The sequence below is a fragment of the Halalkalicoccus subterraneus genome, assembly GCF_003697815.1.
Taxonomy (GTDB): domain Archaea; phylum Halobacteriota; class Halobacteria; order Halobacteriales; family Halalkalicoccaceae; genus Halalkalicoccus; species Halalkalicoccus subterraneus.
In genome coordinates, this window is sequence record NZ_RDQG01000001.1 from 25,838 (window position 1) to 48,072 (window position 22,235).

27 protein-coding genes, 3 tRNA genes and 1 pseudogene are annotated in these 22,235 nt (G+C 62.9%); 14 read left to right on the plus strand and 17 right to left on the minus strand.

Annotated features, from left to right (window positions below; translation table 11 throughout):
• Nucleotide 1 precedes the first annotated feature (1 nt).
• Complete coding sequence (locus EAO80_RS00125; protein WP_122087924.1) at nt 2-1,360, minus strand: RimK family alpha-L-glutamate ligase; 1,359 nt, start codon at nt 1,358-1,360, stop codon at nt 2-4.
• Between the two features lie 83 nt (nt 1,361-1,443).
• On the opposite strand from EAO80_RS00125, the gene EAO80_RS00130 reads away from it, so the two are divergent.
• The 5 genes from EAO80_RS00130 (at nt 1,444) to EAO80_RS00150 (ending at nt 6,137) form a co-directional block, all read left to right on the plus strand.
• Nucleotides 1,444-2,460: a succinylglutamate desuccinylase/aspartoacylase family protein gene (locus EAO80_RS00130; RefSeq protein ID WP_122087925.1), complete on the plus strand. Its 1,017-nt coding sequence runs from the start codon at nt 1,444-1,446 to the stop codon at nt 2,458-2,460.
• An 83-nt stretch (nt 2,461-2,543) separates the two neighbouring features.
• Nucleotides 2,544-2,936, plus strand: coding sequence for a succinate dehydrogenase, cytochrome b556 subunit (gene sdhC / locus EAO80_RS00135; RefSeq protein ID WP_122087926.1), 393 nt, complete (start codon nt 2,544-2,546; stop codon nt 2,934-2,936).
• A 1-nt stretch (nt 2,937) separates the two neighbouring features.
• Nucleotides 2,938-3,309, plus strand: coding sequence for a succinate dehydrogenase (locus tag EAO80_RS00140; protein WP_122087927.1), 372 nt, complete (start codon nt 2,938-2,940; stop codon nt 3,307-3,309).
• Between the two features lie 23 nt (nt 3,310-3,332).
• Nucleotides 3,333-4,214: a succinate dehydrogenase/fumarate reductase iron-sulfur subunit gene (locus EAO80_RS00145; protein WP_122087928.1), complete on the plus strand. Its 882-nt coding sequence runs from the start codon at nt 3,333-3,335 to the stop codon at nt 4,212-4,214.
• A gap of 60 nt (nt 4,215-4,274) precedes the next feature.
• A complete protein-coding gene (locus EAO80_RS00150) occupies nt 4,275-6,137 on the plus strand; it encodes an FAD-binding protein (protein ID WP_122087929.1) in 1,863 nt (620 codons plus the stop codon).
• A 1-nt stretch (nt 6,138) separates the two neighbouring features.
• Here EAO80_RS00150 and EAO80_RS00155 read toward each other — a convergent pair whose 3' ends face one another.
• Entirely contained in the window at nt 6,139-7,428 is a 1,290-nt protein-coding gene (locus tag EAO80_RS00155; protein ID WP_122087930.1) for a 5'-deoxyadenosine deaminase, read from the minus strand.
• Between the two features lie 84 nt (nt 7,429-7,512).
• Here EAO80_RS00155 and EAO80_RS00160 point away from each other — a divergent pair.
• Nucleotides 7,513-7,594, plus strand: a tRNA-OTHER gene (locus EAO80_RS00160).
• A gap of 104 nt (nt 7,595-7,698) precedes the next feature.
• On the opposite strand, the gene EAO80_RS00165 is transcribed toward EAO80_RS00160, so the two are convergent.
• Both EAO80_RS00165 and EAO80_RS00170 read right to left on the minus strand, forming a co-directional pair.
• A complete protein-coding gene (locus EAO80_RS00165; protein ID WP_122087931.1) occupies nt 7,699-7,923 on the minus strand; it encodes a helix-turn-helix domain-containing protein in 225 nt (74 codons plus the stop codon).
• 611 nt (nt 7,924-8,534) lie between these two features.
• Nucleotides 8,535-9,749, minus strand: coding sequence for a hypothetical protein (locus EAO80_RS00170; protein ID WP_122087932.1), 1,215 nt, complete (start codon nt 9,747-9,749; stop codon nt 8,535-8,537).
• A 269-nt stretch (nt 9,750-10,018) separates the two neighbouring features.
• Between EAO80_RS00170 and EAO80_RS00175 the strand changes: the two genes are divergently transcribed.
• Nucleotides 10,019-11,326, plus strand: coding sequence for a hypothetical protein (locus EAO80_RS00175; protein ID WP_122087933.1), 1,308 nt, complete (start codon nt 10,019-10,021; stop codon nt 11,324-11,326).
• A gap of 156 nt (nt 11,327-11,482) precedes the next feature.
• Here EAO80_RS00175 and EAO80_RS00180 read toward each other — a convergent pair.
• The 3 genes from EAO80_RS00180 to EAO80_RS00190 all read right to left on the minus strand — a co-directional run bounded on the left by EAO80_RS00180 (nt 11,483) and on the right by EAO80_RS00190 (nt 12,632).
• A tRNA-Thr gene (locus tag EAO80_RS00180) sits at nt 11,483-11,556 on the minus strand.
• Between the two features lie 17 nt (nt 11,557-11,573).
• On the minus strand, nt 11,574-12,044 hold the full coding sequence (locus EAO80_RS00185) for a GNAT family N-acetyltransferase (protein WP_122087934.1): 471 nt from the start codon (nt 12,042-12,044) through the stop codon (nt 11,574-11,576).
• A 39-nt stretch (nt 12,045-12,083) separates the two neighbouring features.
• Nucleotides 12,084-12,632, minus strand: a complete 549-nt coding sequence (locus tag EAO80_RS00190) for a CBS domain-containing protein (RefSeq protein WP_122087935.1) — start codon at nt 12,630-12,632, stop codon at nt 12,084-12,086.
• A 138-nt stretch (nt 12,633-12,770) separates the two neighbouring features.
• Here EAO80_RS00190 and udk point away from each other — a divergent pair, with 138 nt between their 5' ends.
• On the plus strand, nt 12,771-13,433 hold the full coding sequence (gene udk / locus EAO80_RS00195) for a uridine kinase (protein ID WP_122087936.1): 663 nt from the start codon (nt 12,771-12,773) through the stop codon (nt 13,431-13,433).
• Here the strand turns inward: udk and EAO80_RS00200 are convergent.
• Complete coding sequence (locus EAO80_RS00200; protein ID WP_122087937.1) at nt 13,430-13,750, minus strand: DUF5785 family protein; 321 nt, start codon at nt 13,748-13,750, stop codon at nt 13,430-13,432. The genes udk and EAO80_RS00200 overlap by 4 nt on opposite strands.
• An 89-nt stretch (nt 13,751-13,839) precedes the next feature.
• Between EAO80_RS00200 and EAO80_RS00205 the strand changes: the two genes are divergently transcribed.
• The gene (locus tag EAO80_RS00205) at nt 13,840-14,613 is read left to right on the plus strand and encodes a CPBP family intramembrane glutamic endopeptidase (RefSeq protein WP_122087938.1); all 774 of its coding nucleotides are present in this window, start codon (nt 13,840-13,842) and stop codon (nt 14,611-14,613) included.
• Nucleotides 14,614-14,620: 7 nt separating this feature from the next.
• On the opposite strand, the gene EAO80_RS00210 is transcribed toward EAO80_RS00205, so the two are convergent.
• From EAO80_RS00210 to EAO80_RS00225, 4 genes are all read right to left on the minus strand, one after another.
• Nucleotides 14,621-15,784: a pyridoxal phosphate-dependent aminotransferase gene (locus tag EAO80_RS00210; protein ID WP_122087939.1), complete on the minus strand. Its 1,164-nt coding sequence runs from the start codon at nt 15,782-15,784 to the stop codon at nt 14,621-14,623.
• A gap of 62 nt (nt 15,785-15,846) precedes the next feature.
• Nucleotides 15,847-15,930, minus strand: a tRNA-Ser gene (locus tag EAO80_RS00215).
• Between the two features lie 2 nt (nt 15,931-15,932).
• Nucleotides 15,933-16,184 carry a hypothetical protein gene (locus EAO80_RS19320; protein ID WP_162993813.1) on the minus strand — a complete coding sequence of 84 codons (252 nt, stop codon included), beginning with the start codon at nt 16,182-16,184 and terminating at the stop codon, nt 15,933-15,935.
• Between the two features lie 77 nt (nt 16,185-16,261).
• The gene (locus tag EAO80_RS00225) at nt 16,262-16,612 is read right to left on the minus strand and encodes a hypothetical protein (protein WP_122087940.1); all 351 of its coding nucleotides are present in this window, start codon (nt 16,610-16,612) and stop codon (nt 16,262-16,264) included.
• Between the two features lie 157 nt (nt 16,613-16,769).
• On the opposite strand from EAO80_RS00225, the gene EAO80_RS00230 reads away from it, so the two are divergent.
• Nucleotides 16,770-17,237: a hypothetical protein gene (locus tag EAO80_RS00230; protein WP_122087941.1), complete on the plus strand. Its 468-nt coding sequence runs from the start codon at nt 16,770-16,772 to the stop codon at nt 17,235-17,237.
• An 84-nt stretch (nt 17,238-17,321) separates the two neighbouring features.
• Here EAO80_RS00230 and EAO80_RS00235 read toward each other — a convergent pair whose 3' ends face one another.
• Both EAO80_RS00235 and EAO80_RS00240 read right to left on the minus strand, forming a co-directional pair.
• Nucleotides 17,322-18,056, minus strand: a complete 735-nt coding sequence (locus EAO80_RS00235; protein WP_122087942.1) for a hypothetical protein — start codon at nt 18,054-18,056, stop codon at nt 17,322-17,324.
• Nucleotides 18,057-18,101: 45 nt separating this feature from the next.
• Nucleotides 18,102-18,839 carry a CAP domain-containing protein gene (locus EAO80_RS00240; protein ID WP_122087943.1) on the minus strand — a complete coding sequence of 246 codons (738 nt, stop codon included), beginning with the start codon at nt 18,837-18,839 and terminating at the stop codon, nt 18,102-18,104.
• A 95-nt stretch (nt 18,840-18,934) separates the two neighbouring features.
• On the opposite strand from EAO80_RS00240, the gene EAO80_RS00245 reads away from it, so the two are divergent.
• Together EAO80_RS00245 and EAO80_RS00250 are read left to right on the plus strand one after the other, a co-directional pair.
• Nucleotides 18,935-19,135: a hypothetical protein gene (locus EAO80_RS00245; RefSeq protein WP_122087944.1), complete on the plus strand. Its 201-nt coding sequence runs from the start codon at nt 18,935-18,937 to the stop codon at nt 19,133-19,135.
• Between the two features lie 82 nt (nt 19,136-19,217).
• Nucleotides 19,218-19,439, plus strand: a complete 222-nt coding sequence (locus EAO80_RS00250) for a hypothetical protein (RefSeq protein WP_122087945.1) — start codon at nt 19,218-19,220, stop codon at nt 19,437-19,439.
• A gap of 5 nt (nt 19,440-19,444) precedes the next feature.
• Here EAO80_RS00250 and EAO80_RS00255 read toward each other — a convergent pair whose 3' ends face one another.
• The 3 genes from EAO80_RS00255 to EAO80_RS00265 are packed head-to-tail and all read right to left on the minus strand — an operon-like array spanning nt 19,445 to nt 21,374.
• Nucleotides 19,445-20,074: a uracil-DNA glycosylase gene (locus EAO80_RS00255; protein ID WP_122087946.1), complete on the minus strand. Its 630-nt coding sequence runs from the start codon at nt 20,072-20,074 to the stop codon at nt 19,445-19,447.
• Between the two features lie 44 nt (nt 20,075-20,118).
• On the minus strand, nt 20,119-20,337 hold the full coding sequence (locus EAO80_RS00260) for a hypothetical protein (RefSeq protein ID WP_122087947.1): 219 nt from the start codon (nt 20,335-20,337) through the stop codon (nt 20,119-20,121).
• On the minus strand, nt 20,334-21,374 hold the full coding sequence (locus EAO80_RS00265) for an Mrp/NBP35 family ATP-binding protein (protein WP_122087948.1): 1,041 nt from the start codon (nt 21,372-21,374) through the stop codon (nt 20,334-20,336). Before EAO80_RS00265 ends, EAO80_RS00260 begins: the two co-directional genes overlap by 4 nt.
• Nucleotides 21,375-21,489: 115 nt before the next feature.
• Between EAO80_RS00265 and EAO80_RS00270 the strand changes: the two genes are divergently transcribed.
• Both EAO80_RS00270 and EAO80_RS20155 read left to right on the plus strand, forming a co-directional pair.
• Nucleotides 21,490-22,062, plus strand: a complete 573-nt coding sequence (locus EAO80_RS00270) for a hypothetical protein (protein ID WP_245998368.1) — start codon at nt 21,490-21,492, stop codon at nt 22,060-22,062.
• Nucleotides 22,063-22,130: 68 nt separating this feature from the next.
• Nucleotides 22,131-22,235: pseudogene (locus EAO80_RS20155) on the plus strand (GTP 3',8-cyclase MoaA); the annotation flags it as partial.

Genomic DNA, 22,235 nt, shown 5'->3' on the forward strand with positions numbered 1-22,235 from the left:
CCTACCGCTCCTCTTCCTCCTCCTCCTCTTCCCTCTCGGGATCGTAGTCCTCCGCCTCGGCGCGCCGCCGGACGTTGACCTGGTAGTTCTCGAGGATGTCCCGACCGAGAAGGAGGGCGTAATCCATGTGACTCCGGTCCTCGATACTGGCGGTGACGGTGTGTTGGTTGCCCGCGACGCCGACTACGAGGTCGACGACGGGCCGCGAGCGACTGGACTTCGAACTGCCCGAGCGCACGCGCGTGATGGATTTGATCGGTCCGGCGCCGATCTCTGCGGCCAGTCCTGTGTCGATGCTCGTTCTCGCCGCACCGGTGTCGGACTTGGCGATGACGGTCTGGCTCCCGCTGGTCCCGCTGACGTGGACCTCCTCGGTGTAGCCGATGCTTGCGGCCTCGTCGCGGATCTGCTCCGCTTCGGGCGGCATCGAGGAGGGTCGCGAGTCGTCGAGCGTCGCCGAGAGGTCGTGGACGCGCTCCTCGTCGACCTCGCCGCCGCCGAGTTCGATCGCCAACTGGGCGATATACGGTGCGGGACTGACGTTCGCCGCGCGATACAGCCCTCGAAAGCCGGCGGTGGGGTTGACCTCGAGGACGAACCAGCCGTTCTCGCCCTCGATCAGGTCGACGCCCGCGTAATCCAGTCCGACCACGTCGGCGGCCGTCGTCGCCATCTCGACGGCTTCGCTGGGGATGTCGTCGGTCGCGTTCTCCACGTCACCGCCCAGCGCGACGTTCGTCCGCCAATCGTTTTCCGGCGCGTAGCGGTTCATCGCACCGATGATCCGGTCCCCGACGACGTACACCCGAAGGTCACGGTGGCGCTCGCCGTCGCGTTCGATGAGCTTCTGGAGGAACGCTTGGCGGTTCCCGACACGAGGGTTGACCGTCTCGTCGGGGCCGATCTTCCACGTCCCGCCGCCGTGGGTACCGATGGCGGTCTTGTAGACGACCTCCTCGCCGAACTCGCCGCGTCCCTCGTTGAGCCGGCGGTTGTCGAGCGCGAGCAGCGCGTCCGGCACCGGGACGCCCGCGTCGGCGAGGCGCACACCGGTCGCGAACTTGTGGAGGGCCGTCAGCGTCGCCTGGGGCCTGTTGAGCATCGGGCGCAACGACTCGTAGGTCGTCGCGAGTCCGAGTTCCTCGCTCGGGTGGCCCGTATTCGAGAGCAGCAATCGGTTTGCGATCACGTCGACGTCGGGTTCGAGATGCACACCCTCCGAGTCGATCTCGATCGCGGTGTTCTCCTGTCTGATCCATTCCCCCTCGTGGCCGAGGTCCTCGATGGCGTTCAGGATGGCTTTCGTCTCCTTGCTACTGTGCAGGCTCAACACGCCGACACGAACGCTCCCTGGTTCCATACTCCGACAACTCACGGAGAATGCAAAAACGTTGCCGGTGCGGACTGGATGGCTTATTATACGCTGCGGGCACAATCCTCGCTATGAGCGATTCGCCCGAGCCGTTCACGTACAACGGGGGAACCGTCGCCCCCGGCGAGACGGCCAACATCCGGTACACCGTCAGCGAGACGTACCTCGGCGACCCGGTCCGAATCCCCGTCACGATCGTCAACGGCGAACACTCCGGATCGACCGCGTGTCTCACCGCTGCGACCCACGGCGACGAACTCAACGGTATCGAGGTGGTTCGGGCCGTGGCCTACGAGTGGGACCACAGTGATCTGCATGGCACCATCGTCTGTCTGCCCGTGATCAACGTCCCCGGATTCCTCGCCCAGCAGCGCTATCTCCCGATTCTGGACCGGGACCTCAACCGATCCTTCCCCGGCTACGAAACCGGCACGAGCGCCCGGCGGATGGCCCACCGGATCTACACCAACTTCATCCAGCCGTGTGATTTCGTGCTCGACTTCCACACGTCCACGCGCGGGCGAAACAACATGCTTCACGTCAGAGCCGACATGGAGGACTCCGACGTCGAACGGCTCGCCCGGGCGTTCGCCTCGAACGTCATCATCGCCGGGCAGGGCCCGGAGGGGACGCTCCGCCGGGAGGCCAGCGACGACGGCGTTCCGGCGGTGACGATCGAAATGGGCGAGGCTCACCGCTTCCAGCGCGACCTGATCGACGAAGCGCTCGTGGGCACCGAGAGCGTCTTCGCCGAATACGGGCTCCGCCCGGGGGCGCGGGTGCGGTGGCCCGGCTGGCGAACCGTCATCCATGACGATCTGGAGAAGACGTGGATCCGGGCGGACTCGGGCGGGATCGTCGACATGCACCACCAGCGTGGCGCCCTGGTCCACGAGGGCACACCGATCTGTACCATCACCAACCCATTCATGACCGAGAACGACACCGTCGAGGCCCCGTTCACTGGATTGTTAGTCGGCGTCCTCGAGAACCCCGTCGTCTATCCCGGCAACCCGATCTGTCATCTCGTCGAACTCGACGAGGGGATCAGACACATCGTCGAGACGCGCCATCTGGCGGGCGAGTAGCGCCGCTCGACTACGGTCGGGCGAGGTAGACACGGATGAGTGTAGTAACCTCTTTACCCCATGAGGCCAAGGCTCAAGCACGAATGAGTCAGTCGTACAATCGTGGCCTCGTCGAGGACTTCGGCCGGTGGCGCGAGTTCACCGCCGGCATGTGGGCATGGATCTTCCACAAGTTCACCGGTTGGGTCCTCATCGGCTACCTGTTTACACACATCGCCGTCCTGAGTACGTCCACCATCGGTGGGGGCGTATACACGGAGACGCTTCAGAGCCTGGAGAGTCTCTTCATCGTGCGCGTCCTCGAGGTCGGCCTGCTGTCGGTCGCCGTCTTCCATATCCTCAACGGCGTCCGCTTGCTGATGGTCGATCTGGGTGTGGGACTCGAATCACAGGACAAGAGCTTCTACGCGGCGCTGATCGTGACGGGCCTGATCGCCATCGCGAGCGTGCCGACGTTCATCGAGGGGGTGTTCTGAGATGGCAGAACGTTACTCCTCGTTCAACTCCAACGGCAGCCTCTGGCTGATTCAACGGATCACGGCGGCGTTTCTGGTCATCGTACTCGCCTTCCATTTCTTCCTGCTGCACTTCGTGAATCACGCCTCGGAGATCACGTTCGCGGGCAGTCAGTACCGAATGGGTACGTTGAGTTACTACTCGCTGATGGTGCTGTTCCTGATCACCGCGACGTTCCACGGCGTCAACGGTGTCTACAACGGTCTGACCAACCAGGGACTCGAGGGGACCCAGAAAACGGTCGTCAAGTGGGTGCTCGTCGTCGCGAGCGCCCTGTTGATCTTTCAGGGGATCCGCACGGCAAACGCGTTCGCAGGTATTGCACTGTTCTGATACGCTACCGACACACCAACACAATGAGCACACACGTTCCACAGGAGCAGGACGAATCGAACGTCGACGCGGGCGAATCGCGGCCCCGCTCGTCACACCAGGACCGGCGGCTACAGGACAAAGCCGATCGGGCGGAACGAAACAAGCAAGAGAGCGAGGAGCGCGCCGGAGAGGACGAGGAGACCGTTGAGATCAAGGTTTTCCGGTATGACCCGGAAGTCGAAGGGAAACAGGAGCCGCGCTTCGATACGTTTCAGGTGCCCTTCGAGAAGGGGATGACCGTGCTGGACACGGTGATGTACGCGCGCGATCACTACGACTCCTCGCTCACCTTCCGACACTCCTGTCGGCAGGCGATCTGCGGGTCGGACGCCTTCTTCATCAACGGCCGCCAGCGGCTGGGCTGTCAGACCCAGATCGCGGAGCTCGATACCCCGGTACGGATCGAGCCGCTTCCTCACCAGGAGGTCGTCAAGGACCTCGTCGTGGACATGGACTCGTTTTACGAACAGATGGAGGCCGTCGAGCCGTACTTCCAGACGAACGAGGCGCCCGACGACGAACTCGCAGAGCAGCGCCAGAACCGCGAAAACAGGGAGAAAATCAAGATGGGGACCCGGTGTATCTGGTGTGCCTCGTGTATGTCCTCGTGTAATATCGCGGCGGGCGACGACCAGTATCTCGGCCCGGCGCCGATCAGCATGGCCTACCGGTTCGCGATGGACGAACGCGAGGGCGAGGACATGCAGGACCACCGCCTGCGGATCATCGAGCAGGAACACGGTGTCTGGCGGTGTCAGACCCAGTTCTCCTGTACGAACGTCTGCCCGAAGGACATCCCACTTACGGAACACATCCAGGAACTGAAACGCGAAGCGGTCAAGAAGAACCTCAAGTTCTGGTAACCGGAGAACGACAGCAACACAGACCACAGCCTCAATACGACACACTCTCAATCACAACTCATGCACGAACACGATGTACTCGTCGTCGGCGCGGGCGGTGCCGGGCTACGAGCCGCGATCGCGGCCCACGAGGAGGGCGCGGACGTCGCGCTCGTCACGAAACTCCATCCCGTTCGCAGCCATACCGGCGCGGCGGAGGGCGGCATCAACGCCGCGCTGCGCGACGGTGACTCCTGGGAGGACCACGCCTACGACACGATGAAGGGATCCGATTACCTCGGGGACGCCCCCGCGATCGAGACCCTCTGTCAGGACAGCCCGAAGGAGACGATCCAGCTCGAACACTGGGGGATGCCGTTCTCCCGCGAGGAGGACGGCAGGGTCTCCCAGCGCCCGTTCGGCGGACTGTCGTTCCCGCGAACCACCTACGCCGGGGCCGAAACCGGCCACCACCTGCTGCACACGCTGTATCAGCAGGTCGTCAAACGCGGGATCACGGTCTACGACGAGTGGTACGTCAGCCGCCTCGCGGTGACGGAGGACCCCGACCCCGAGAAACGCGAGTGTCACGGGGTCGTCGCCTTCGACGTCCAGACCGGCGAGGTCGCGGGATTTCGGGCGCGAAACGGCGTCATCCTCGCGACCGGCGGCCCGGGCCAGGTCTTCGATCACACCACCAACGCCGTCTCGAACACGGGCGACGGCCCCGCGATGGCCTACCGGGCGGGCGTCCCGATGGAGGACATGGAGTTCATCCAGTTCCACCCGACGACGCTGCCCTCGACGGGCGTGCTGATCTCCGAGGGCGTTCGAGGGGAAGGCGGGATCCTCTACAACGAGAAGGGCGAGCGGTTCATGTTCGAGCACGGCTACGCATCGAACTCCGGCGAGCTCGCCTCCCGGGACGTGGTCGCGCGTGCGGAGCTCACCGAGGTCAACGAGGGTCGTGGCGTCGACGACGAGTACGTTCACCTCGACATGCGCCACCTCGGCGAGGAGCGCATCATCGACCGACTGGAGAACATCCTGCATCTCGCGGGCGACTTCGAGGGTGTCGACGGGCTGGTCGAGCCGATGCCGGTCAAGCCCGGCCAGCACTACGCGATGGGCGGGATCGAAACCGACGAGAACGGCGAGACGCTCGTTTCCGGACTCTATGCCGTCGGCGAGTGTGCCTGTGTCTCGGTTCACGGCTCGAACCGCTTGGGCGGCAACGCGCTACCCGAACTCATTGTCTTCGGTGCGCGTGCGGGCCGACACGCGTCCGGGACGGACCTCGGCGAGGCGATCATCGAGACGGGCAAGACCGAGGACACGGAGATCGGAGAGGTCGATACCCCGGTCGCACCGGGTGCGATTCACGCGGGCGACACCGACGAGGACGCGGTCGCCGACGGGGGGGATCCCCGAAGCGAGGGGGCAGGTGTCATTCCCGAACCGAACGAGGTCGTCGAGCGAGCCCTCAAGGCCGAGAACCGGCGGATCGATCACCTGATGGAGAAAGACGAAGGGATCCAGCAGGCAGAACTCCGCGAGAAGCTTCAGAAGACGATGACCCGGAACGTCAACGTCTTTCGGACCGAAGAGGGGCTCAAGCAGGCACTGCGTGACATTCGTGAGGTGCGAGAACAGTACCAGGACGTCTACGTCGACGACCCTTCGCGCACCTTCAACACCGACCTCCAGCAGACCATCGAGATGCGGAACCTGATCGACACCGCCGAGGCGATCACGCTCGGTGCGCTCGCACGCGACGAGTTCCGTGGTGCCCACTGGCGCCAGGAGTATCAGGAACGGAGGGACGAAAAATGGCTCAAACACACGCTGCTGTCGTGGAACAACGGCACGCCCGAGCTCTGGTACAAACCCGTGATCCTCGAGGGCGAAGACAAGACCTACGAGCCGAAGATCCGTAGCTACTGACTCAGACGACCGTTTTCGCGAGTTCGGTAGCCCGTTTTCTCACTGCCTCGGCGTCGACAGTCGTCGCTTCGTCGTCGTAGAGTACCTCCCCGTCGACCATCGTAAAGCGCACGTCGTCGCCGTGGGCGGCGAAGACGAGATGCGAGAGCAGGTCATGGATCGGCGTCGCGCGCGTCAGATCGGTCGTGAGCCCGACGATGTCGGCACGCCATCCTTCACGGAGTTCACCGACCCGTTTGAACCCCGCCGCACGCGCGCCGTTGACCGTCGCCATCTCGAAGACGGTTCGGGCCGGGAGGCTCGTCGGGTCGAGCGCGTCGACCTTTCCAAGCAGGCTCGCCTGGCGCATCTCGGTGTAGGGGTCGAGCGTGTTGTTACACGGCGGGCCGTCATTGCCGAGCGCGACGTTAACTCCCCGGTCGACGTACTCCTCGACGGGTGCGATCCCGCTTGCCAGCTTCATGTTCGAGGAGGGACAGTGCACGACGTGGGTTCCGGTCTCTGCGAGGAGTTCCCGTTCGTGCTCGTTGGTGTGGACGCAGTGGGCGAGCACGCAGTCCGGCCCCGTGAGTCCGACCTCGTGGAGCCACTCGACGTTCTCCATGCCGGTCTCATCGCGGACCGCCGCACATTCGTCGCGGTTCTCGCTCGCGTGGACGTGAACTCGGACGCCGTACTCGTCGGCGAGGGCGCGCGCTCCACGGAGACAGTCCTCGGTGCAGGAGACCGCGAATCTGGGGGTGACGGCGTAGCGGATCCGACCGTCGTTCGCGCCGTCGTATCGCTCGATGAGACGCTCGCTCTTGGTGAGGGCGGCGTCGGTGTCCTCGCGCAGGCCCTCGGGAGCGTCCTTGTCCATCAGGACCTTCCCGAGCAGTCCTCGGATCCCGACCTCACGAGCGGCCTCGAACGCCCGGTCGGCATGTGAGACGGAGAGGTGGTCGATACAGGTCGTGACGCCGCTTTCGATCAGTTCGAGGTAGCCAAGCAGCGCCGCGACCTCCATCGCTTCGGGACCCATGCCGGCCTCCATCGGGAGGACGTGCTCGTAAAGCCACTCCAGCAGGGCGGTATCGTCGGCGATCCCCCGTCCGAGACTCTGGACCGAGTGGACGTGCGCGCCGACGAGCCCGGGCATCAACACGTCAAACGCTCGGTGTTCGTGCTCGGGATAGCGTTCGAGGAGGTCCCCACAGTCCCCGACGGCGACGATCCGCTCGTTCTCGACGACGACCGCACCCGATTCGATAACTGTCGACGCGTCGACGACGACAGTGCCGGAAAGTAACATACCGATTGGTCCGAGAGCCGTCCATATATATGACCCGCCCGTTGACCGCTGGTTTCTTGCCTATCTGTATCGTAGCTGACCCGAGGAAGGGTGGCTCAGTGGTAGAGCGCCGACGCACGAGTTTCCGTGCAACAGGCTTCGCGTGGTTCGAATCCCGCCCCTTCCGTTTTACTGGGAGCACTCCCGCGAACGGCAAACGGCATCACGCGTATTCGAGCGGGACGACTCGGTCATGACCGAGTTCGGACACCCCTCTCGTAGTAGCGTTCGTTATCGGACCGTCGCGTAGCCGCCGTCGCGGGCCTCGACGAGACCGGTCTCTCGAAGCTCCCGTAACACCGAAAACAGGGTGAGCTTCGACACGCCGAGATCGGTTCGTAACCGATCGACCGTCGCGAACCCGTCGGACGAGAGGGAGAGATACACGAGTTTGGCGGTCGAGGAGGACAGTTCGTCCGGCAGCGAGGTCGGTCGCTGATCGCCGATTGCAGTCATGCGTTTTCGGTTCGATCGAATCGTTCGTCGATAATAAAACTACTCTACGACAGATGTCGAACCCTCACGAAATCGTGAATTGAGTACCATTCATGATTCAAGCCCCATCGGTAGGATATCTACTGAAGCAGAGGGATGGAACAAGGCATGTCTCAGATCCTGCTCGTCACACTCGCTTCACTGCTCGCGGCGGGACTGGTCCTGACCGGGTGGCTGTTCGCCCCTTCGCGGTAGTTCGATCCACTGGTCGAAGAACGGTCGTCGTATTCGATGGATGGAAACGAACGAGCAGTGCTCGTCCCATCGGAGACGGTTGCCGTGTGTCAGACTGAGCGGGAACGACAAGCCATAGCGGTTTCAGGGCACTCTCCTCCCCACGTCCTGCTGACGGTCAGCCAGCCTCTCTATCTACGACCAGCGGCCATATAGATATACAGACGCTAAAACCCGATTCGAGAGATACCCTCGATCCCGTCGGTTCGACGCCCGGAGTGGTGTGGCCCGAACGGAACGAACATCGTGGGCCAATACGATCACCGGGGTCGTTGATGGCACTTTCATCACTCGAATCTCCAGTGTCCTCGTCGTCCCCGTTCCCGACAGGGTGTAAGTTAACCGTGTGAATCACCACCGTAACCTCGATAGGCAGGGCTACTTTGCGGGTTCTCGAGATCGACCGACGCACCGACAGTCGAACTCCAGTCGTCATCGGGATTCGAGGCCCCTGTCTCGTTACCGGCGGTCCGCCAGCGGTCGGTGTACTCCCCCTCGGGGACCAGCGGATCGTAGCGCTCGCCGTCACTGCCCGTGACCCCATGGACGTTCTGCTGGTACCAGCTCCCGACCCTCGCGTTGCCGGCGTTCGACTCGGGGATCACGTCGTGGCTGATCCAACAATCGACGAGTTCGAAGCGCTCCCAGGGCTGGCCGCGGCAGGTCGCGATGGCGGCCGAGTCGTGGAGGAACGTGCTGTCGCGAATCTCGACGACTCTGCCGGCCCGGAGCCCGAAGTCGGGGTCGCGCTCGGTCGTGTTGTGCGAGATGCCGTTCTCGGTCAGACAGTGCATGTCGATCGTGTGGCCTCGCTGGTCGGGGCCGGTTACGATCTCCGAGGCGCGATACCCGCAGCGGTGTCTCCCCTGGCCGGCGATCGCGTGGCGCTGCTCGTTGAAGTAGACGTGGTCGATCCCTGCGAACCCCATCCAGACGTCGATCCCGTAGCCGTAGCCGTCCTGCTTCGAGGTGTGCAGGTGGCAGTGATGGATCCGGACGTCGTCAGTCCAGCGATCCTCCGGGAGGCTGCCCTTGACGTGGATCCCCGCCCACGTCCAGCCCCAGATCTCGCAGTTGTCGACCTCCCCGCCCTCGCCTTCGAGCGTGATCGCGCGGGCGAGGGTGTTCGGGTAGAGCTCCGGATCGCTCGGCGCGTACTCCTCGCGGTCGTGCGAAGCCCCCCGGAGCCGAAGACCCGAGATTCGAGGTGTGGTCTCGGTCGCCGTGCTGTAGAGCATCGTGTAGGGGCGATCCGACCCCGTGCCGCCCTCTGTGTGGCCCTCGACGTCGGTGTGCAACAGCGCGCCCTCGGAACCGTCCCACCCCCTGTCGCCCACCAGCGTGGATCGGCCGATGTCGATCTCCGTCGAGCCGAAATAGATGTCCGAGTCGACGTGGACGACGTGATCCGGTCCTACGGCTTCTTCGAGTTCCGAGAGGGTGGAGACGGTCACGTCGGTAGTGTCGGGGTTGAGTTTGTCCGAGTAGTGCTCCCCGCCGCCGTGGGGCATCTCGCCGAGGACGTCGCGGATCTCGCCGTCGCTGTAGGTCACTTTGTTTAGGGTAGGGGGGCTGGACTCTTGATGGCGTCGTTCAAAGCTAAACCAGCTTTACGTTGGATTGATATTGTGGAAGATGACGGTAAAATGACTAGACAGCTCTCCTGGGGCGTCGCGCGCCTCGCGACGCCGGCATGAGGACTATCGGTGTTATGAGTACAATACAACCGACGCGCTGCTCGGCGATATCGCGTACTACGGGTCCTGGACAAGTGTATGATTAGTTAAACACTTTTTTGTAGATTTAAGTGCTATAAGTTAGCATGGCAGACGACAAGATACGCGATATCGACAAAATCCAGGAAATGGTTCAAATGGCTGATTCGATAAATGAGCTTACATCTGTTTTGCCAGACCAGTTCCTCGTCAGTGTCGGTATAAATAGCGAAAGCGTCGAGGATTTCGATGTGTGGGCGGATGAGCTTTCGCGACTACCGGACGACTTCAATAATCATTTTATTGAAAATGGATGGATCTGTTATGAGCACCTAAATGCTTCTGTCGCTCAAGAAGCTGTTGAGCTAGCCGATGAGGGCAATAAGGAAGCGGCAGAAGAAGTGTTGGTAGAATCTTATGATGAGGATACTATCGATTATCAATTGAATGTTTTGAAGCAGGTGGAGGGGTTCACTGACAAGGAATATATCGAGCCAGATAAGGAAGGCACATCTCAATCGAGATGGGAACTCGCACAAAAAGCATTGGATGACTATGTTGCTAATCGATATCATGCATCTGTTCCAGTAGTGATAGCGTTAGCAGATGGAATGGTCCAACAGGCACATGTCAATTCTACTGGAGAAGGAGGTAACCTGTCGGCAGAAAGCGCTAACCACGAAGCGTGGAATTCCATTGCTGCTCACTCAACCGGGCTAGAGCGATTGAAAGATGTGATTATGCGGGGTCGTTTAAAAACACGGACCGCCGAGATCGAGATCCCTTATCGGCACGGAATCATGCACGGGATGGATTTGTGCTATGATAACAAGTTAGTGGCTGCTAAATCGTGGGCACTTCTGTTCGCTGCTGGTGAGTGGGCTCAGAAAGCACAAGACGGTGAATTGGACCCTCCTGAGCAGGACGATCAAGACGCCTCACTCAGGGAAGCTCTTGAGACTATGAGGAAAACTGAACAGAGAAGGGAGAAGCAAAATGAATGTGAGCCTAGGAATCCTATCGTCGGTGATACCATCCCTGCTAGCGGAACAATAGATGAGTACGCAGAGAGGACGCCGGAATATGCATTAGTCTATCATCTCCACAAATGGCAGGAAAAGCGCTATGACCTCCTGGCGTCGTTCTTCCAAAAATCGGATGGTTCTCCCGAAGATGTTGATAAAGTTAGTGGAAATCTTCAACACAGGAGTCTTCAATCATTTAAACTTGTTAGTGTAGAAGAGAATAGTGCAGTTTCCGCGGATATTGTCGTTGATACACAAGTAGACTATCTTACAGGTGAGCGTACTGAATCAAAGGATGTACGGTTGATACGAGTACGTGATGATGGATCACTTGCGAAGGATGAAGAAGATGGAAAATGGACGCTACCAAATTGGATGGTACTCATATAGTCTCCCGTAGAGGACCTATGCCTGTGCCCGTTCGATAGTACGCTCGAGGTGCTCCTCGCAAGTGTACTCTAAAATAACGCCATCGGTGAGAACGTAGTAATTACCATCTCGATCGCAGTCGCTATCCTGGCAGTTTCAAGACGTATTTTTGTTCGAAGCCAAGGGGGGGATTTGAACCCCCGAACTCCCGATTACAAGTCGGGTGCTTGGACCACCCAAGCTCCCTTGGCGCATGTGTGAGGTGCCGCTACGGGGTGTTATCGGTTTCGACTCCTTTTTCAAGTTCGAGACGATGCGCGCCGTATCCTCGGTCGGCGTAGAACGCCCGGGCAGCTTCGTTTTCCGCAAGCACCTCCAGGGCGATCGCCTCCGCACCCTTTTCGACCAGCGCCGCCTCTGCGGCGTCCATGAGCGCCGCGCCGATCCCCTCGCCGCGCTTCTCGGGAACGACGTAGACGTTGTGGACCATTCCGCGGGTCGTGTCGACGGCGTACAGCCGGTACTCGACGGTGAACATCACAAAGCCGACGATCTCTCCCTCCGTACGTGCGACGAGGAGGTTGTCCTCAGCGATCTGGTGGGCGATCGTCTCCCCGATGCGCTCGCGGTTCGCCGCCGCCGCGAGGTGCGAGCCGAAGGCGCGCTGGCCGTCGGCGAGCGCGACCCACAGCTCGGCGATCTCGTCAGTGTCGGCGGGAACGGGCGATTCGATCCGCATCACCGGACCAGGGACCGTGGGGAACAAAGAACTGCTGGATCAGACGCCCCGACAGTCCGCACAGACCGCCTGGCCGTTGACCGATTCGAGCCCGGGCATGAGCGAGCCACAGACCTCACAGACACTCTGGGTGGAGTACTGGCCGTCCTCTTCCTCGGGTTCTTCGGAACGCCCCATCGTTTCGATCTCGCGTTCGGGCGACGACAGCGACGACGCGGCCGCGGTGAGCACGTCCTGTGGAGTCAACACGCCGACGAGCCCCTCGCCGTTTCGCACCAGCAGTTGATGTTTGTCCCCCGTCGAGAGCGTGCTCGCGGCCTCCGAGAGGGGGACGTCGGCCTTGACGCTCGGGTCCGGTCCGGACATCACGGAGGCGATCCCCGTGTCGTCCGATATCGATCCGGCAGTAACCGCCCGGAGGAGATCGCGTTCGGTGACCGTCCCGACGGCGTTCTTTCCCCGGAGGACGACCACGCCGCTGACGCCGTCGCCGATCATGACGTCGATGACGTCCCCGACGGTGTCCGACTCGCTCACCCCCACGTAGGCCGTCGTCATCGCCTCCTTGACTATGAGATCCTCAACCATATGCGTATAGTTGTCACATACGGTCTAAAGTGTGTTCCCGGCAGAGTTATGGCGTCTTATGTGGTACGTTCACGGTCAACATTGATTGATTGAACCGGAACCGGGACGTTGAAACCCTCGCACGTGTCAGATGCGGTGATGACCAGTCCCTCGTTCGTGCTCGGGATCGCCGGCGGCACCGGCGCGGGGAAGACGACCGTCGCCCGGGACATCACCGACGGGTTCGACGAGACGGTGGTTCACCTCCCGCTGGACAACTACTACGAGGACCGTACTGACCTCTCCTTTTCCGAGCGCGAGGCGATCAACTACGACCACCCGAACGCCTTCGACTGGGAGTTCCTCCGGGCGCACGTCCAGCAGCTGTGTTCGGGTCGCCCGATCGAGATGCCCCAGTACGACTTCGAGACACACAGCCGGACCCACAAGAGAGTCCGGGTCGAACCGGCAGACGTCCTCGTTCTCGAGGGGATTCTCGCGCTGTACGACGAGGTCTTGACCGATCTGTGCGATCTACGCCTCTACGTCGAGACCGACGCCGACGTTCGCATCCTCCGGCGAATCCGTCGGGACGTCCTCGAACGCGGGCGGAGTTTGGAGGGCGTGATCGAGCAGTACCTCTCGACGGTCAAGCCGATGCACGAGCAGTTCGTCGAGCCGACGAAAAAGCGGGCCGACCTCGTGGTGCCGGAAGGGACGAACGCCGTCGCGATCGAGATGCTGACCTCGGCGGTCGCGGAGGCTCGCGATACGGGACCGGAGACCGAGTCCGAAGCGCCGCTGATCGAGTACGACGATTAGGCGGGTTTCCGGTCGGGGTTCGAGCCGACGGGGTGGTAGTCCCAGAACCCGCCCGCACGCATCGCCCGGCCGATCGCGCGATGGAACTCGACGATGTTCGGGACCTCCTCGGTGTCGACGCTGTCGAGGATATCGCGGGCAGGGACGACTTTCGCCGAGTTGATCCGGATCGGGTCGTCGCCGTACTCGGCGAGGAAGTCCTCGAATCGGAGGGGAAAGTCCCCCTCCTCGTCGACCTTCTTCGCGAAGATCGCCATCCCGTACTGTCGCATCCCTTCGCTCCCTTCGTCGCCGTCGGGGTCGTGCGGCCAGTCCATACCGGAGGTGAGCGCGATAGGCGAAAAAAGGTTACTGTGTGTCGCGGCCGAACGACAGGAAAAAGGTACGTCGGCACGAACCACCGCCAATGGCTTCTCGAACGATGAATGCGGGGCCGCTGGCGTACGCGAAAACGCTCTCTACCGTCGTCGCGATCCCGATCGCGGGGTTCCTCGTCGGCACGCTGCTCATGTCCCTCGCGATGGCTCTCTTCACAGCCTTCGGCATCGACCTCCTCGAACGGCCGACGCTCCAGATCGTCGTCGGGGTCGTCACCCTCCAAGGATTGGGGTTCGGCTCGGTCGCGCTGTTTTACCTCTCGACGCGAGATGACGGATTCGGCCTGCTCAGAGCCGCCGTACCCGGTCTGCGCGATTTCATTTGGATGGCGGCCGGCCTGATCGCCCTGTTCGGCGCGCTGATCCTGGTCGGCATCCTTCAGACGACCTTCGGGATCGAATCGGCCGATCACAGCCTCGTCGATCTGGGGACGCAGAACCCCGAGCTCCTCCTCGTTCTCGTCCCGCTGTCGATCCTGCTGGTCGGTCCCGGCGAGGAGCTGCTCTTTCGCGGGATCGTCCAGCAGCTGCTCAGGGATCGATTCGGTGTCCTCTTGGGGATCGGGACCGCGAGCGTCATATTCTCGGTAGCCCACGTCAGCTCGCTCTCCGGCGAAGGGCTGCTGGCGACACTCATAACCTACGTCGTTCTCAGCGTGATCCTCGGCGTGAGCTACGAGTACAGCGGCAACATCGTCGTCCCGGCCGTGATCCACGGGCTGTTCAACGCGATCCAGTTCCTGATCCTCTACTGGACCTTGACGACCGGTTCCGAGGAGATGCTGGCGTTGCTCGTGTTCTGAGTCACCGTCACGTCTCCTCGCGGACCATCGCCTCGATCCCGTCGAAGCCGACCTCGATACGTTCGAGGTCGTTCGCGAAGCTAACCCGGAGATAACCCGCACCCGCCTCGCCGAAGCCGTTACCGGGGGCGGTGACGACGCCGTACTCGCGCAGCAGGCGTTTCGCGATCGAGAGCGTGTCGCCTGGCAGCGCGCTCACGTCGACGAAGGCGTAGAAGGCGCCCTCGGGCGGGACCGCCGAGATGGCTGGAATCGAGGCGATCCGGTCGACGACGTACTCGCGGCGCTCGGCGAACGCATCGTACATCGCGCGGGTCGACTCCTCCGTTCCGGTGATCGCCGCGAGCGCGGCATGCTGGGCGACGCTGGAGGCGCAGGCGGTCGTGACCTCGTGGACCTTCGCCACCTCGTCGAGCACTCCCGGCGGCCCGGCGAGCCAGCCGAGTCGCCAGCCGGTCATCGCGTAGCGCTTCGAACAGGAGTCGACGGTGAGCACTCGATTGGGATCGTCGACGTAGCTCGCGACCGCACGGTCCGCGCCCTCGTAGACGAGCCCGCGGTAGACCTCGTCGGCGATCACGTATGCGTCGTACTCCGCGGCCGCCGTGGCGACCTGGCGGATGGCTTCGGGGTCGAACACCCGTCCCGTCGGGTTGGACGGCGAGGTCAGCACCACGGCCGCGGTCTCCTCGTCCATCGCGTCGATCACGGTCGCCGGATCGAGCGCGAACCCCTCCGCTTCGGGGAGCGCGACCTCGATCGGGACGCCGCCGGCGAGTCGGGTCTGAGTGCGGTAGTTCGGCCACGCGGGCGCGGGGATCACGACCTCCGAACCGGGATCGACGACGGTGAGCATCGCCAGATGGAGCGCCTCCATTCCGCCGGTCGTGACGACCACACCAGCGGGAGTCAGCGCCTCGCTCTCGGCGGCGATCGCCTCGCGGAGCGCGGGCATGCCGGCGTTCGAGGTGTAATGGGTCTCGCCCCCGCGAGCGGCCTCGACCGCGGCGTCGACGATGTGGTCGGGCGTATCGAAGTCCGGCTCGCCCACCTCCAGTCTCACGAGGTCGCCGTCGTGGGCCTCCGCCATGTCGAACATCACGCGGATCGCCGAGCGCTCCGCGCTCGCGACCCGCTCGGTGATCCGCCCTTCGGGAGTGGGAGTCGTCATGCAGAGTTCGCGGGAGGGGATGACTAATAGGTTCGTGAGTACGGCGGAGTTGCCGGAAAACGCGGTGGGGATGGGATTTGAACCCATGAGTCCTCTCGGACACCTGCTCTCAAGGCAGGCGCATTGGGCCGCTCTGCCACCCCACCGATCAGTTCGGTGTGTCGTCGGATTTCGCTCCCGTCACGCGATTCAAAGCACTTACTCCACCGCCGACGGATCGACCGCGACCGACCAAAGCGTCGGTCAGCGTTCGGGCGTCGGCCATCGGCTTCGACCAGCGCAAGGGGGGAGCGACATCGACGGAGTGATACTCGTTTCCGGCCCCTGAAAAGAGTTCCTCAACGATCGCCGGCTCATCGACGAGAACATCGATGGCGACCCGTCGAACGGCCGCTCGCACACCGACATCAATCGCAGCGCCGTCGAAAAGGCGCTCGTCGAGTGGATCTCGACCACACTGTCTGTAAGCCGTCTAGCTCACTCAGTCGAATCCGGGTCGGAGCCTTGGTCGATGTCCTCGGTTTCGTCTTCGGCGTCGGACTGTACGTCCCCCATGTCGACGTCGCTCCCGAGTTGGTCCTTGTCGACGGCGGACTCTAGCGTCCCTTTGTCGGTGACCGCACCGACTCCGTCCTCATCGACGGCCGATTTGATCTGATCGGTATCGATCGCCGCGTCGATGTTACCCCCGCTCGTGTTCGACTTGAGAGCGCGTTTGACGACGACGTAGCCGACCGCAGCAGCGCTACCGGTTGCGATCGCACCGGGGATACCCGCGCGTTTGTACCCGAACTTCAGCGCTTTCTTGCCGAGTGTGAGTCCGATCATCGTGTCTGAACACTTCTGGCGAAGGGATTAAAGAGCAGGGCGATCAGTCGCAGGTCTACGACCCCCAGGGGTTGTCCCCTGGATCGTCTACGGGTCCAGTCCGATCGTGATCTTCGGCGACACAACGCTTATGTAGCGTGCCCAAACCACCCCACGTATGCCCCGATCACCCTCGTTTCGGGAAACACAACGGATGCGACAGCCGTGGGTCTGGCTCCTCCTCGGCGCGATTGTCGTCGTCACGATCCCGGTGGGATCCATACCCGCACTGGTGGTCCTCGCGGCCGTCGCCGCGCTGTTTTTCGCCATTCGGCTCACAACGGAAGTACGGGAGGACGGCGTCTACGTTCGGTTCGGACCCATCCACCGCACGTTTCGGCATGTTCCATTTGACGACGTAGAGCGGGTCGAAACCACGAGGTTCGGGTTACTTTCGTACGGTGGGATCGGGATCCGGTGGACGCCGGATACGATCGCGTACATGACCGACCGGGGAGACGGAATCGAGATACACCGAGCGAACGCGAAATCGGTCGTCATCGGATCACAGCGTGCCGACGAACTGGCAGCAGCGATCTCCGCCGCGACCGATACGAGGTCCGCTACTCACGCCGAAGGAGGATAGGGTCGTCTCGAAGGGATCCGCTCGCTCTCGAGGCGGGCGATGTCGTGAAGTTCGGTGATCGGACGATCCGACGGCGTCGGGACGCTACCGATTCGATACGAGATCGCCGTTTTCGACGCGCAGCCCCTCCTCCTCGATCCACGCCGCGGTGTTCGGCGGGACGATCCGGTCCGCGATCCGCCGCGCCCGGACCAGCGAGACGACGGTCGCGAGGTCCGCGCCCGTCTCGACGGTCGGCAACAGGGGGAGGAAGTCGGTTTCGAGGCCGGCGTCACCGGCACGCCACGCCAGCGTCTCGACGGCGGGCGGATCATACGCACCGTCGAAGTCGATCGATTCGGTGAAGCCGGCGAAGGCGACCCGGCCGTCGGTCGAGGGGCTGAGCACGACGGGGGTGTTACGTAGCTTCATCGCCGCGCTGTCGATATGGGTGCGAAAACACAGGGCGGCGGTCGGCGAGAGCGCCGCCGCGCTCGCGACGTCCTCGCTTTCGAGCAGGTGCGTGATCGTGTTTCCGACCCGCGCGGCGTGCGTCGAGCCGACCTGTACCTCCATGCGCGGCGATTCGTCGAGGACGCCGTCGAGAACCGTACGGATCTCGCCTTCGGGATCGGCAGCGTGCTCGTCGGGCAGTAGCTCCGCTGGACGGTAGTTGACGAGCAGTTCGCCGCCGCTTCGCGAGACGGCGAGACACGTGTCGGCGAGCATCGCCTCGTAACAGTCGGCGGCGTCTTCGGGCGAGAGCGGGCTAGTTTCGCCGAGCTTCGAGAGGACGAGGCCTGGTCGCGGCGGGTCTGCCAGAACGGCAACGGTGGTCATCGTCGGCAGTCGGCCAGCGAGCGCCTTCAACCTGCGGGTCCCGGATCAGGTCGTCGTACAGAAGTTCTGGGTGGCGTCGACCCGGCCATCAGCCATGTAGACACCGATGCCCTCGCTGTCCCAGCCCTCGCGGAGGACGTTCTCGCGGTGTCCCTCCGAGTCCATCCACCCCTGGACGATCCGGTCGGCGATCTCCTCGGCGGAACCGCCCGAGCCGAACCCGGTCTGGATGTACGCGAGGTTCTCACCCACGGCGCGACACTCGCTCGGATAGAGGTCCCCGAAGCGATCCGCGGGCGACTCGCCCTCGGGATTGGTGTGACTGAAGTAGTCACGCTCGTTCATGTCCTGGCTGTGGGTCCGGGCGACGACAGCGATCTCGTCGTCGTGCTCCAACTGCGAGAGTCCGTGGTCGGCACGGATCTCGTTGATCTGTTCGTGGATCTCGGCTTCGACCTCCTCGGAGCTCACGTCGCCTGCGGAGGTGGTGCCGGGATCACCTTCGGCGGGCGGGAGGTCGGAATCGACCTCGGGCGGTTCGCTGCCCTCGCTTTCGGCGGGCACCTCCCAGACGAACGGCGAATCGATGAACCAATCGGGCGGCTCGACGACGTCATCGACCACGGGCGAATCGACGCCGCCCGTATCGACCAGCCCCATCAGCGAGGCCGACCAGAGCAGCGCCAGCAGCAAGCCGACGAACACCAGCAGGCTCAGCAACGAGAACAGCGCACCGATCAGCCGCCGGATCACGGCGACCACCGACGATTCGATTCTCCCCATCCCGTAACGCGGGTGACCATCGAACGCGGCTACGGTCCGGAAACGCATAAGCTACCGGACGCGTTCCTTATGCCCCGGTAGCACGTCTCACAACTATGCACGCCGAGTCCATTGCGATCGCCGCCCTCCTGACGGGAACGGCGGTCCTCGTCGTCGGTACCCTCGTCACGTTCGCGAGTACCCTGCTCGGCGACCTCGCAGCGGTCGCCACAGTGGTCGTCCTCACGGTCGTCGTCGCCACCGCGAGCACGCTTGGAGCGCTGGTTGGGGGGAAATCGGGAACGCCCTACTGGTAAGCAGACTTCTCAGGAAATCGCGCTCGCTCGCCTTCAATCCGACGGCCCGAACCGTTATGTATCATATTTACGTAATAAATGCATGGTGCACAACCCGATCGAGCGAAACGCCGTCACTCGATTCATCCTCGGGTTCGCGATCATCACGTTGATGTCCATCGGCGGCGAGGTCGTCGCCGGACCGCTCGTCTCGATCGCCGGACCCGTCGCAGGCTTCGTGGGCATGTTTCTCGGCGCGCTCGCCGTCTTCGTCGCCTTCGCACACTGGTACGTCCGCTACGACGCCAGCTTCGAGGCGAAGTGAGGACGCTACCGACCCTGTCGACCCTTCGTCTGTCGATAATTCCGACCGAATAGATCCGAAAACGCCTGCAAAAAGTCCTCGCGCTGCTCGTCGGTCCCCTCGGTCGGATGGACCATCGGCACGATCTCGAACCCGCGCCCGCGGATCTCGGTCGCGTGATCCACTTCGACGTCGAACTCCTCGGCGGGGGTCGTGGTGTACTCGGTCGCGATCTCCCGGAGGGCACGCTCACCGACGGGAACGATGATTTCGGGGTTGATCATTCGGATCTCGGCATTCAGGTACGGCTCGCAGTTCGCGATCTCCCCGTCCGTCGGCGGGCGCTCGGGGTGGCGACAGCGCGTGAGCAGGGTGCAGTAGGCGTTGTCGAGTTCGGGCTCTTCGCCCGGGTTCTGTGTCGCGAAACCGAGCGCGCGAAGGACCTCCTGAAACGCTTCGCCCCGTTCGTCACCGAAGAAGGGAATTCCCGTCTCGTCCGCACCCGGCGAGGGACGTTCGCCGACGAAGAGGAATTCGGCCCCGACGTCGCCGTAGCCGTGGGCGATCTCGCTTCGGGTCTCGCAGAGTTCGGGACAGTTCGTGCAGTCCTCGTCCATCCCGAACGGGTTGCTCGAAGAGAGTTGGTTCGCGTCCATATTCGGAACCAGTCGCTGTGCGCGGAAACCTCTTGTCGTCGCCCTTATCGGCCCAGTCCACCGCGTTCCTTGACGTTCAAGATGTTCCTGACAGCGAGGTATATCTCCCCGGGGCTCGTCTCTTCCTCGTCGTCGTACAGATCGCTCACCCGATAGAGAACCGCCGCCAGCTGTTTGCTTTCCGAACTCTCCCCTCGAAGGTCGTCTGCCGTCTCGCGGAGCAGCCGGACGCGGTCCGTCTCCGGAAGCTCCGAACCGCTCATTTCTGGCTCTGTTGCTGGCGCTTCGTCACGCCGACGTTGTTCGCGACGTTCTCGGTGAGTACGCGAAAGGCGTCGCCGGTCTCGCTGTCCGAATCGAGGACGATCGGTTTCCCCTCGTCGCCGCCGGTCCGAACCGAGGGGTCGAGCGGGATCCCCCCCAAGTAGGGCAGTTCGTTCTCCTCGGCGAAGGCCTTCCCGCCGCCCTTCCCGAAGATCTCGTGTTCGGAGCCACAGTCCGGACAGACGAAGCCGCTCATGTTCTCGGCGATGCCCAGGACGACGGTGTCGTGGCGGCCGAACATCCGCAGACCCTTGTTCGCGTCGTCGAGCGCGACGTCCTGTGGGGTGGTGACGATCACCGCGCCGGTGACGGGCACGCTCTGAAGCAGCGTCAGTTGGGCGTCGCCGGTACCGGGGGGAAGGTCGACGATCATGTAATCGAGGTGGCCCCACTCGACGTCCTCCCAGAGCTGCGTGAGGACCTTATGAACCATCGGACCCCGCCAGATCACGGGGTCGTCCTTCCCCACCAAAAAGTCCATGCTCATGAGTTTCATCCCGAACTTCTCGGGGGGAATGATGACTTCCTCCTCGGTGGCCTGCGGGCGCTGGTCGGCGTCGACCATTCTCGGTACATTTGGTCCGTAGATGTCGGCGTCGAACAGGCCGACCCGTGCGCCGAGTTGGGAGAGACCGGCCGCGAGATTAACTGCAACGGTCGATTTCCCGACGCCGCCTTTTCCCGAGGAAACGGCGATGACGTTCTCGACGTTCGGGAGCACCTGCTCGTCGGCCGACAGCCCGCTGTCGACGTGTGCCGAGAGGTCGAGTTCTCGATCGAGATCGGAAAGCGCTTCGCGGACGTCGGCGGCGATCCCCGTCTCGGTCGGCGAGTAGGGCGCGCCGAGCGCCAGCGAGATCGACACCCGATCGGGGTCGACGGCGACCTCGTTGACGAGGCCGAGCGAGACGATGTCGTCGCCGAGGTCGGGGTCCTCGACTCCGCGCAGGCGATCGAGGACGGCGTTTTCGTCCATGGTCGCGATAGGCGTTCTCGCGCCGATAAGGCTTCTGAACGGTCGCGTTGTGGACACAATATGTATGTCGGTCGACCGAGTAGTATGGCCATCCCACGGCGGAGGGAGGGAGACAATGGATCCGCACGAACACGACACCAGCGGCCGAACGACAGTACGATCGGCCGACGGGGCCGCCGCAGTGGACTCCGACGCCGACGCCCTCGCCGATGAACTCGGTCGGATCCAACTCCGGTCGGTCGATGACCATCGATTGCGCGCACGGATCGCGACCGTCGTCGACCACGACGCCGAGACGATCCGGCTGTGGTACCGGCTTCCCCACGACGCCTACGTCGTCGAGGAGTTCGAGAAACCGATTCCGTGGAGCGACCGCTTCAAGTTCGCGCGCGTGATCGAAGATATGGGTTACAGCCCCAGCAGTCTCGGCGGTATCGAAGGCGAGGAGATCGTCCTCGAACGGGTCGACGGAGAGTGGCGCGCCGAGGACCCGGAGCGACGGCTCGACGAATCGGTCCCTCACGTCGGGAGTGATATCGGACCGGTCGCCGGCCTCGGGTTCGGGATCACGGTGCTCTATCTCCTCTCGCTGTACGTCGTTACCGTCGATGCGCTGAACGTCGTCGGGGCGCTCGCCGCGGCGTTCATGTTCTGTTTCCTCACGCTGCTGGTCGCCCGTTCGTGGTAACCAGTACTGGTTACCTCACGGTCGAACGTGACCATCAGTTTAAGTTCCTCCGCTTGATAGAGGAAGTCATGAGTGTCCTCGCCGACGATTTCGGACGGGAGGTGACGGGGGTTCGGATCTCGTTGACCGATCGGTGTAACTTCGACTGCGTGTACTGTCACAACGAGGGACTC

Excerpts from the sequence above, each read along its gene's own strand:
- EAO80_RS00125 (WP_122087924.1), bottom strand. The coding sequence starts at position 1,360 with ATGGAACCAGGGAGCGTTCGTGTCGGCGTGTTGAGCCTGCACAGTAGC.
- EAO80_RS00130 (WP_122087925.1), top strand. The coding sequence starts at position 1,444 with ATGAGCGATTCGCCCGAGCCGTTCACGTACAACGGGGGAACCGTCGCC.
- sdhC (WP_122087926.1), top strand. The coding sequence starts at position 2,544 with ATGAGTCAGTCGTACAATCGTGGCCTCGTCGAGGACTTCGGCCGGTGG.
- EAO80_RS00140 (WP_122087927.1), top strand. The coding sequence starts at position 2,938 with ATGGCAGAACGTTACTCCTCGTTCAACTCCAACGGCAGCCTCTGGCTG.
- EAO80_RS00145 (WP_122087928.1), top strand. The coding sequence starts at position 3,333 with ATGAGCACACACGTTCCACAGGAGCAGGACGAATCGAACGTCGACGCG.
- EAO80_RS00150 (WP_122087929.1), top strand. The coding sequence starts at position 4,275 with ATGCACGAACACGATGTACTCGTCGTCGGCGCGGGCGGTGCCGGGCTA.
- EAO80_RS00155 (WP_122087930.1), bottom strand. The coding sequence starts at position 7,428 with ATGTTACTTTCCGGCACTGTCGTCGTCGACGCGTCGACAGTTATCGAA.
- EAO80_RS00165 (WP_122087931.1), bottom strand. The coding sequence starts at position 7,923 with ATGACTGCAATCGGCGATCAGCGACCGACCTCGCTGCCGGACGAACTG.
- EAO80_RS00175 (WP_122087933.1), top strand. The coding sequence starts at position 10,019 with ATGGCAGACGACAAGATACGCGATATCGACAAAATCCAGGAAATGGTT.
- EAO80_RS00185 (WP_122087934.1), bottom strand. The coding sequence starts at position 12,044 with ATGCGGATCGAATCGCCCGTTCCCGCCGACACTGACGAGATCGCCGAG.
- EAO80_RS00190 (WP_122087935.1), bottom strand. The coding sequence starts at position 12,632 with ATGGTTGAGGATCTCATAGTCAAGGAGGCGATGACGACGGCCTACGTG.
- udk (WP_122087936.1), top strand. The coding sequence starts at position 12,771 with ATGACCAGTCCCTCGTTCGTGCTCGGGATCGCCGGCGGCACCGGCGCG.
- EAO80_RS00200 (WP_122087937.1), bottom strand. The coding sequence starts at position 13,750 with ATGGACTGGCCGCACGACCCCGACGGCGACGAAGGGAGCGAAGGGATG.
- EAO80_RS00205 (WP_122087938.1), top strand. The coding sequence starts at position 13,840 with ATGGCTTCTCGAACGATGAATGCGGGGCCGCTGGCGTACGCGAAAACG.
- EAO80_RS00210 (WP_122087939.1), bottom strand. The coding sequence starts at position 15,784 with ATGACGACTCCCACTCCCGAAGGGCGGATCACCGAGCGGGTCGCGAGC.
- EAO80_RS00225 (WP_122087940.1), bottom strand. The coding sequence starts at position 16,612 with ATGATCGGACTCACACTCGGCAAGAAAGCGCTGAAGTTCGGGTACAAA.
- EAO80_RS00230 (WP_122087941.1), top strand. The coding sequence starts at position 16,770 with ATGCCCCGATCACCCTCGTTTCGGGAAACACAACGGATGCGACAGCCG.
- EAO80_RS00235 (WP_122087942.1), bottom strand. The coding sequence starts at position 18,056 with ATGACCACCGTTGCCGTTCTGGCAGACCCGCCGCGACCAGGCCTCGTC.
- EAO80_RS00240 (WP_122087943.1), bottom strand. The coding sequence starts at position 18,839 with ATGGGGAGAATCGAATCGTCGGTGGTCGCCGTGATCCGGCGGCTGATC.
- EAO80_RS00245 (WP_122087944.1), top strand. The coding sequence starts at position 18,935 with ATGCACGCCGAGTCCATTGCGATCGCCGCCCTCCTGACGGGAACGGCG.
- EAO80_RS00250 (WP_122087945.1), top strand. The coding sequence starts at position 19,218 with ATGGTGCACAACCCGATCGAGCGAAACGCCGTCACTCGATTCATCCTC.
- EAO80_RS00255 (WP_122087946.1), bottom strand. The coding sequence starts at position 20,074 with ATGGACGCGAACCAACTCTCTTCGAGCAACCCGTTCGGGATGGACGAG.
- EAO80_RS00260 (WP_122087947.1), bottom strand. The coding sequence starts at position 20,337 with ATGAGCGGTTCGGAGCTTCCGGAGACGGACCGCGTCCGGCTGCTCCGC.
- EAO80_RS00265 (WP_122087948.1), bottom strand. The coding sequence starts at position 21,374 with ATGGACGAAAACGCCGTCCTCGATCGCCTGCGCGGAGTCGAGGACCCC.
- EAO80_RS00270 (WP_245998368.1), top strand. The coding sequence starts at position 21,490 with ATGGATCCGCACGAACACGACACCAGCGGCCGAACGACAGTACGATCG.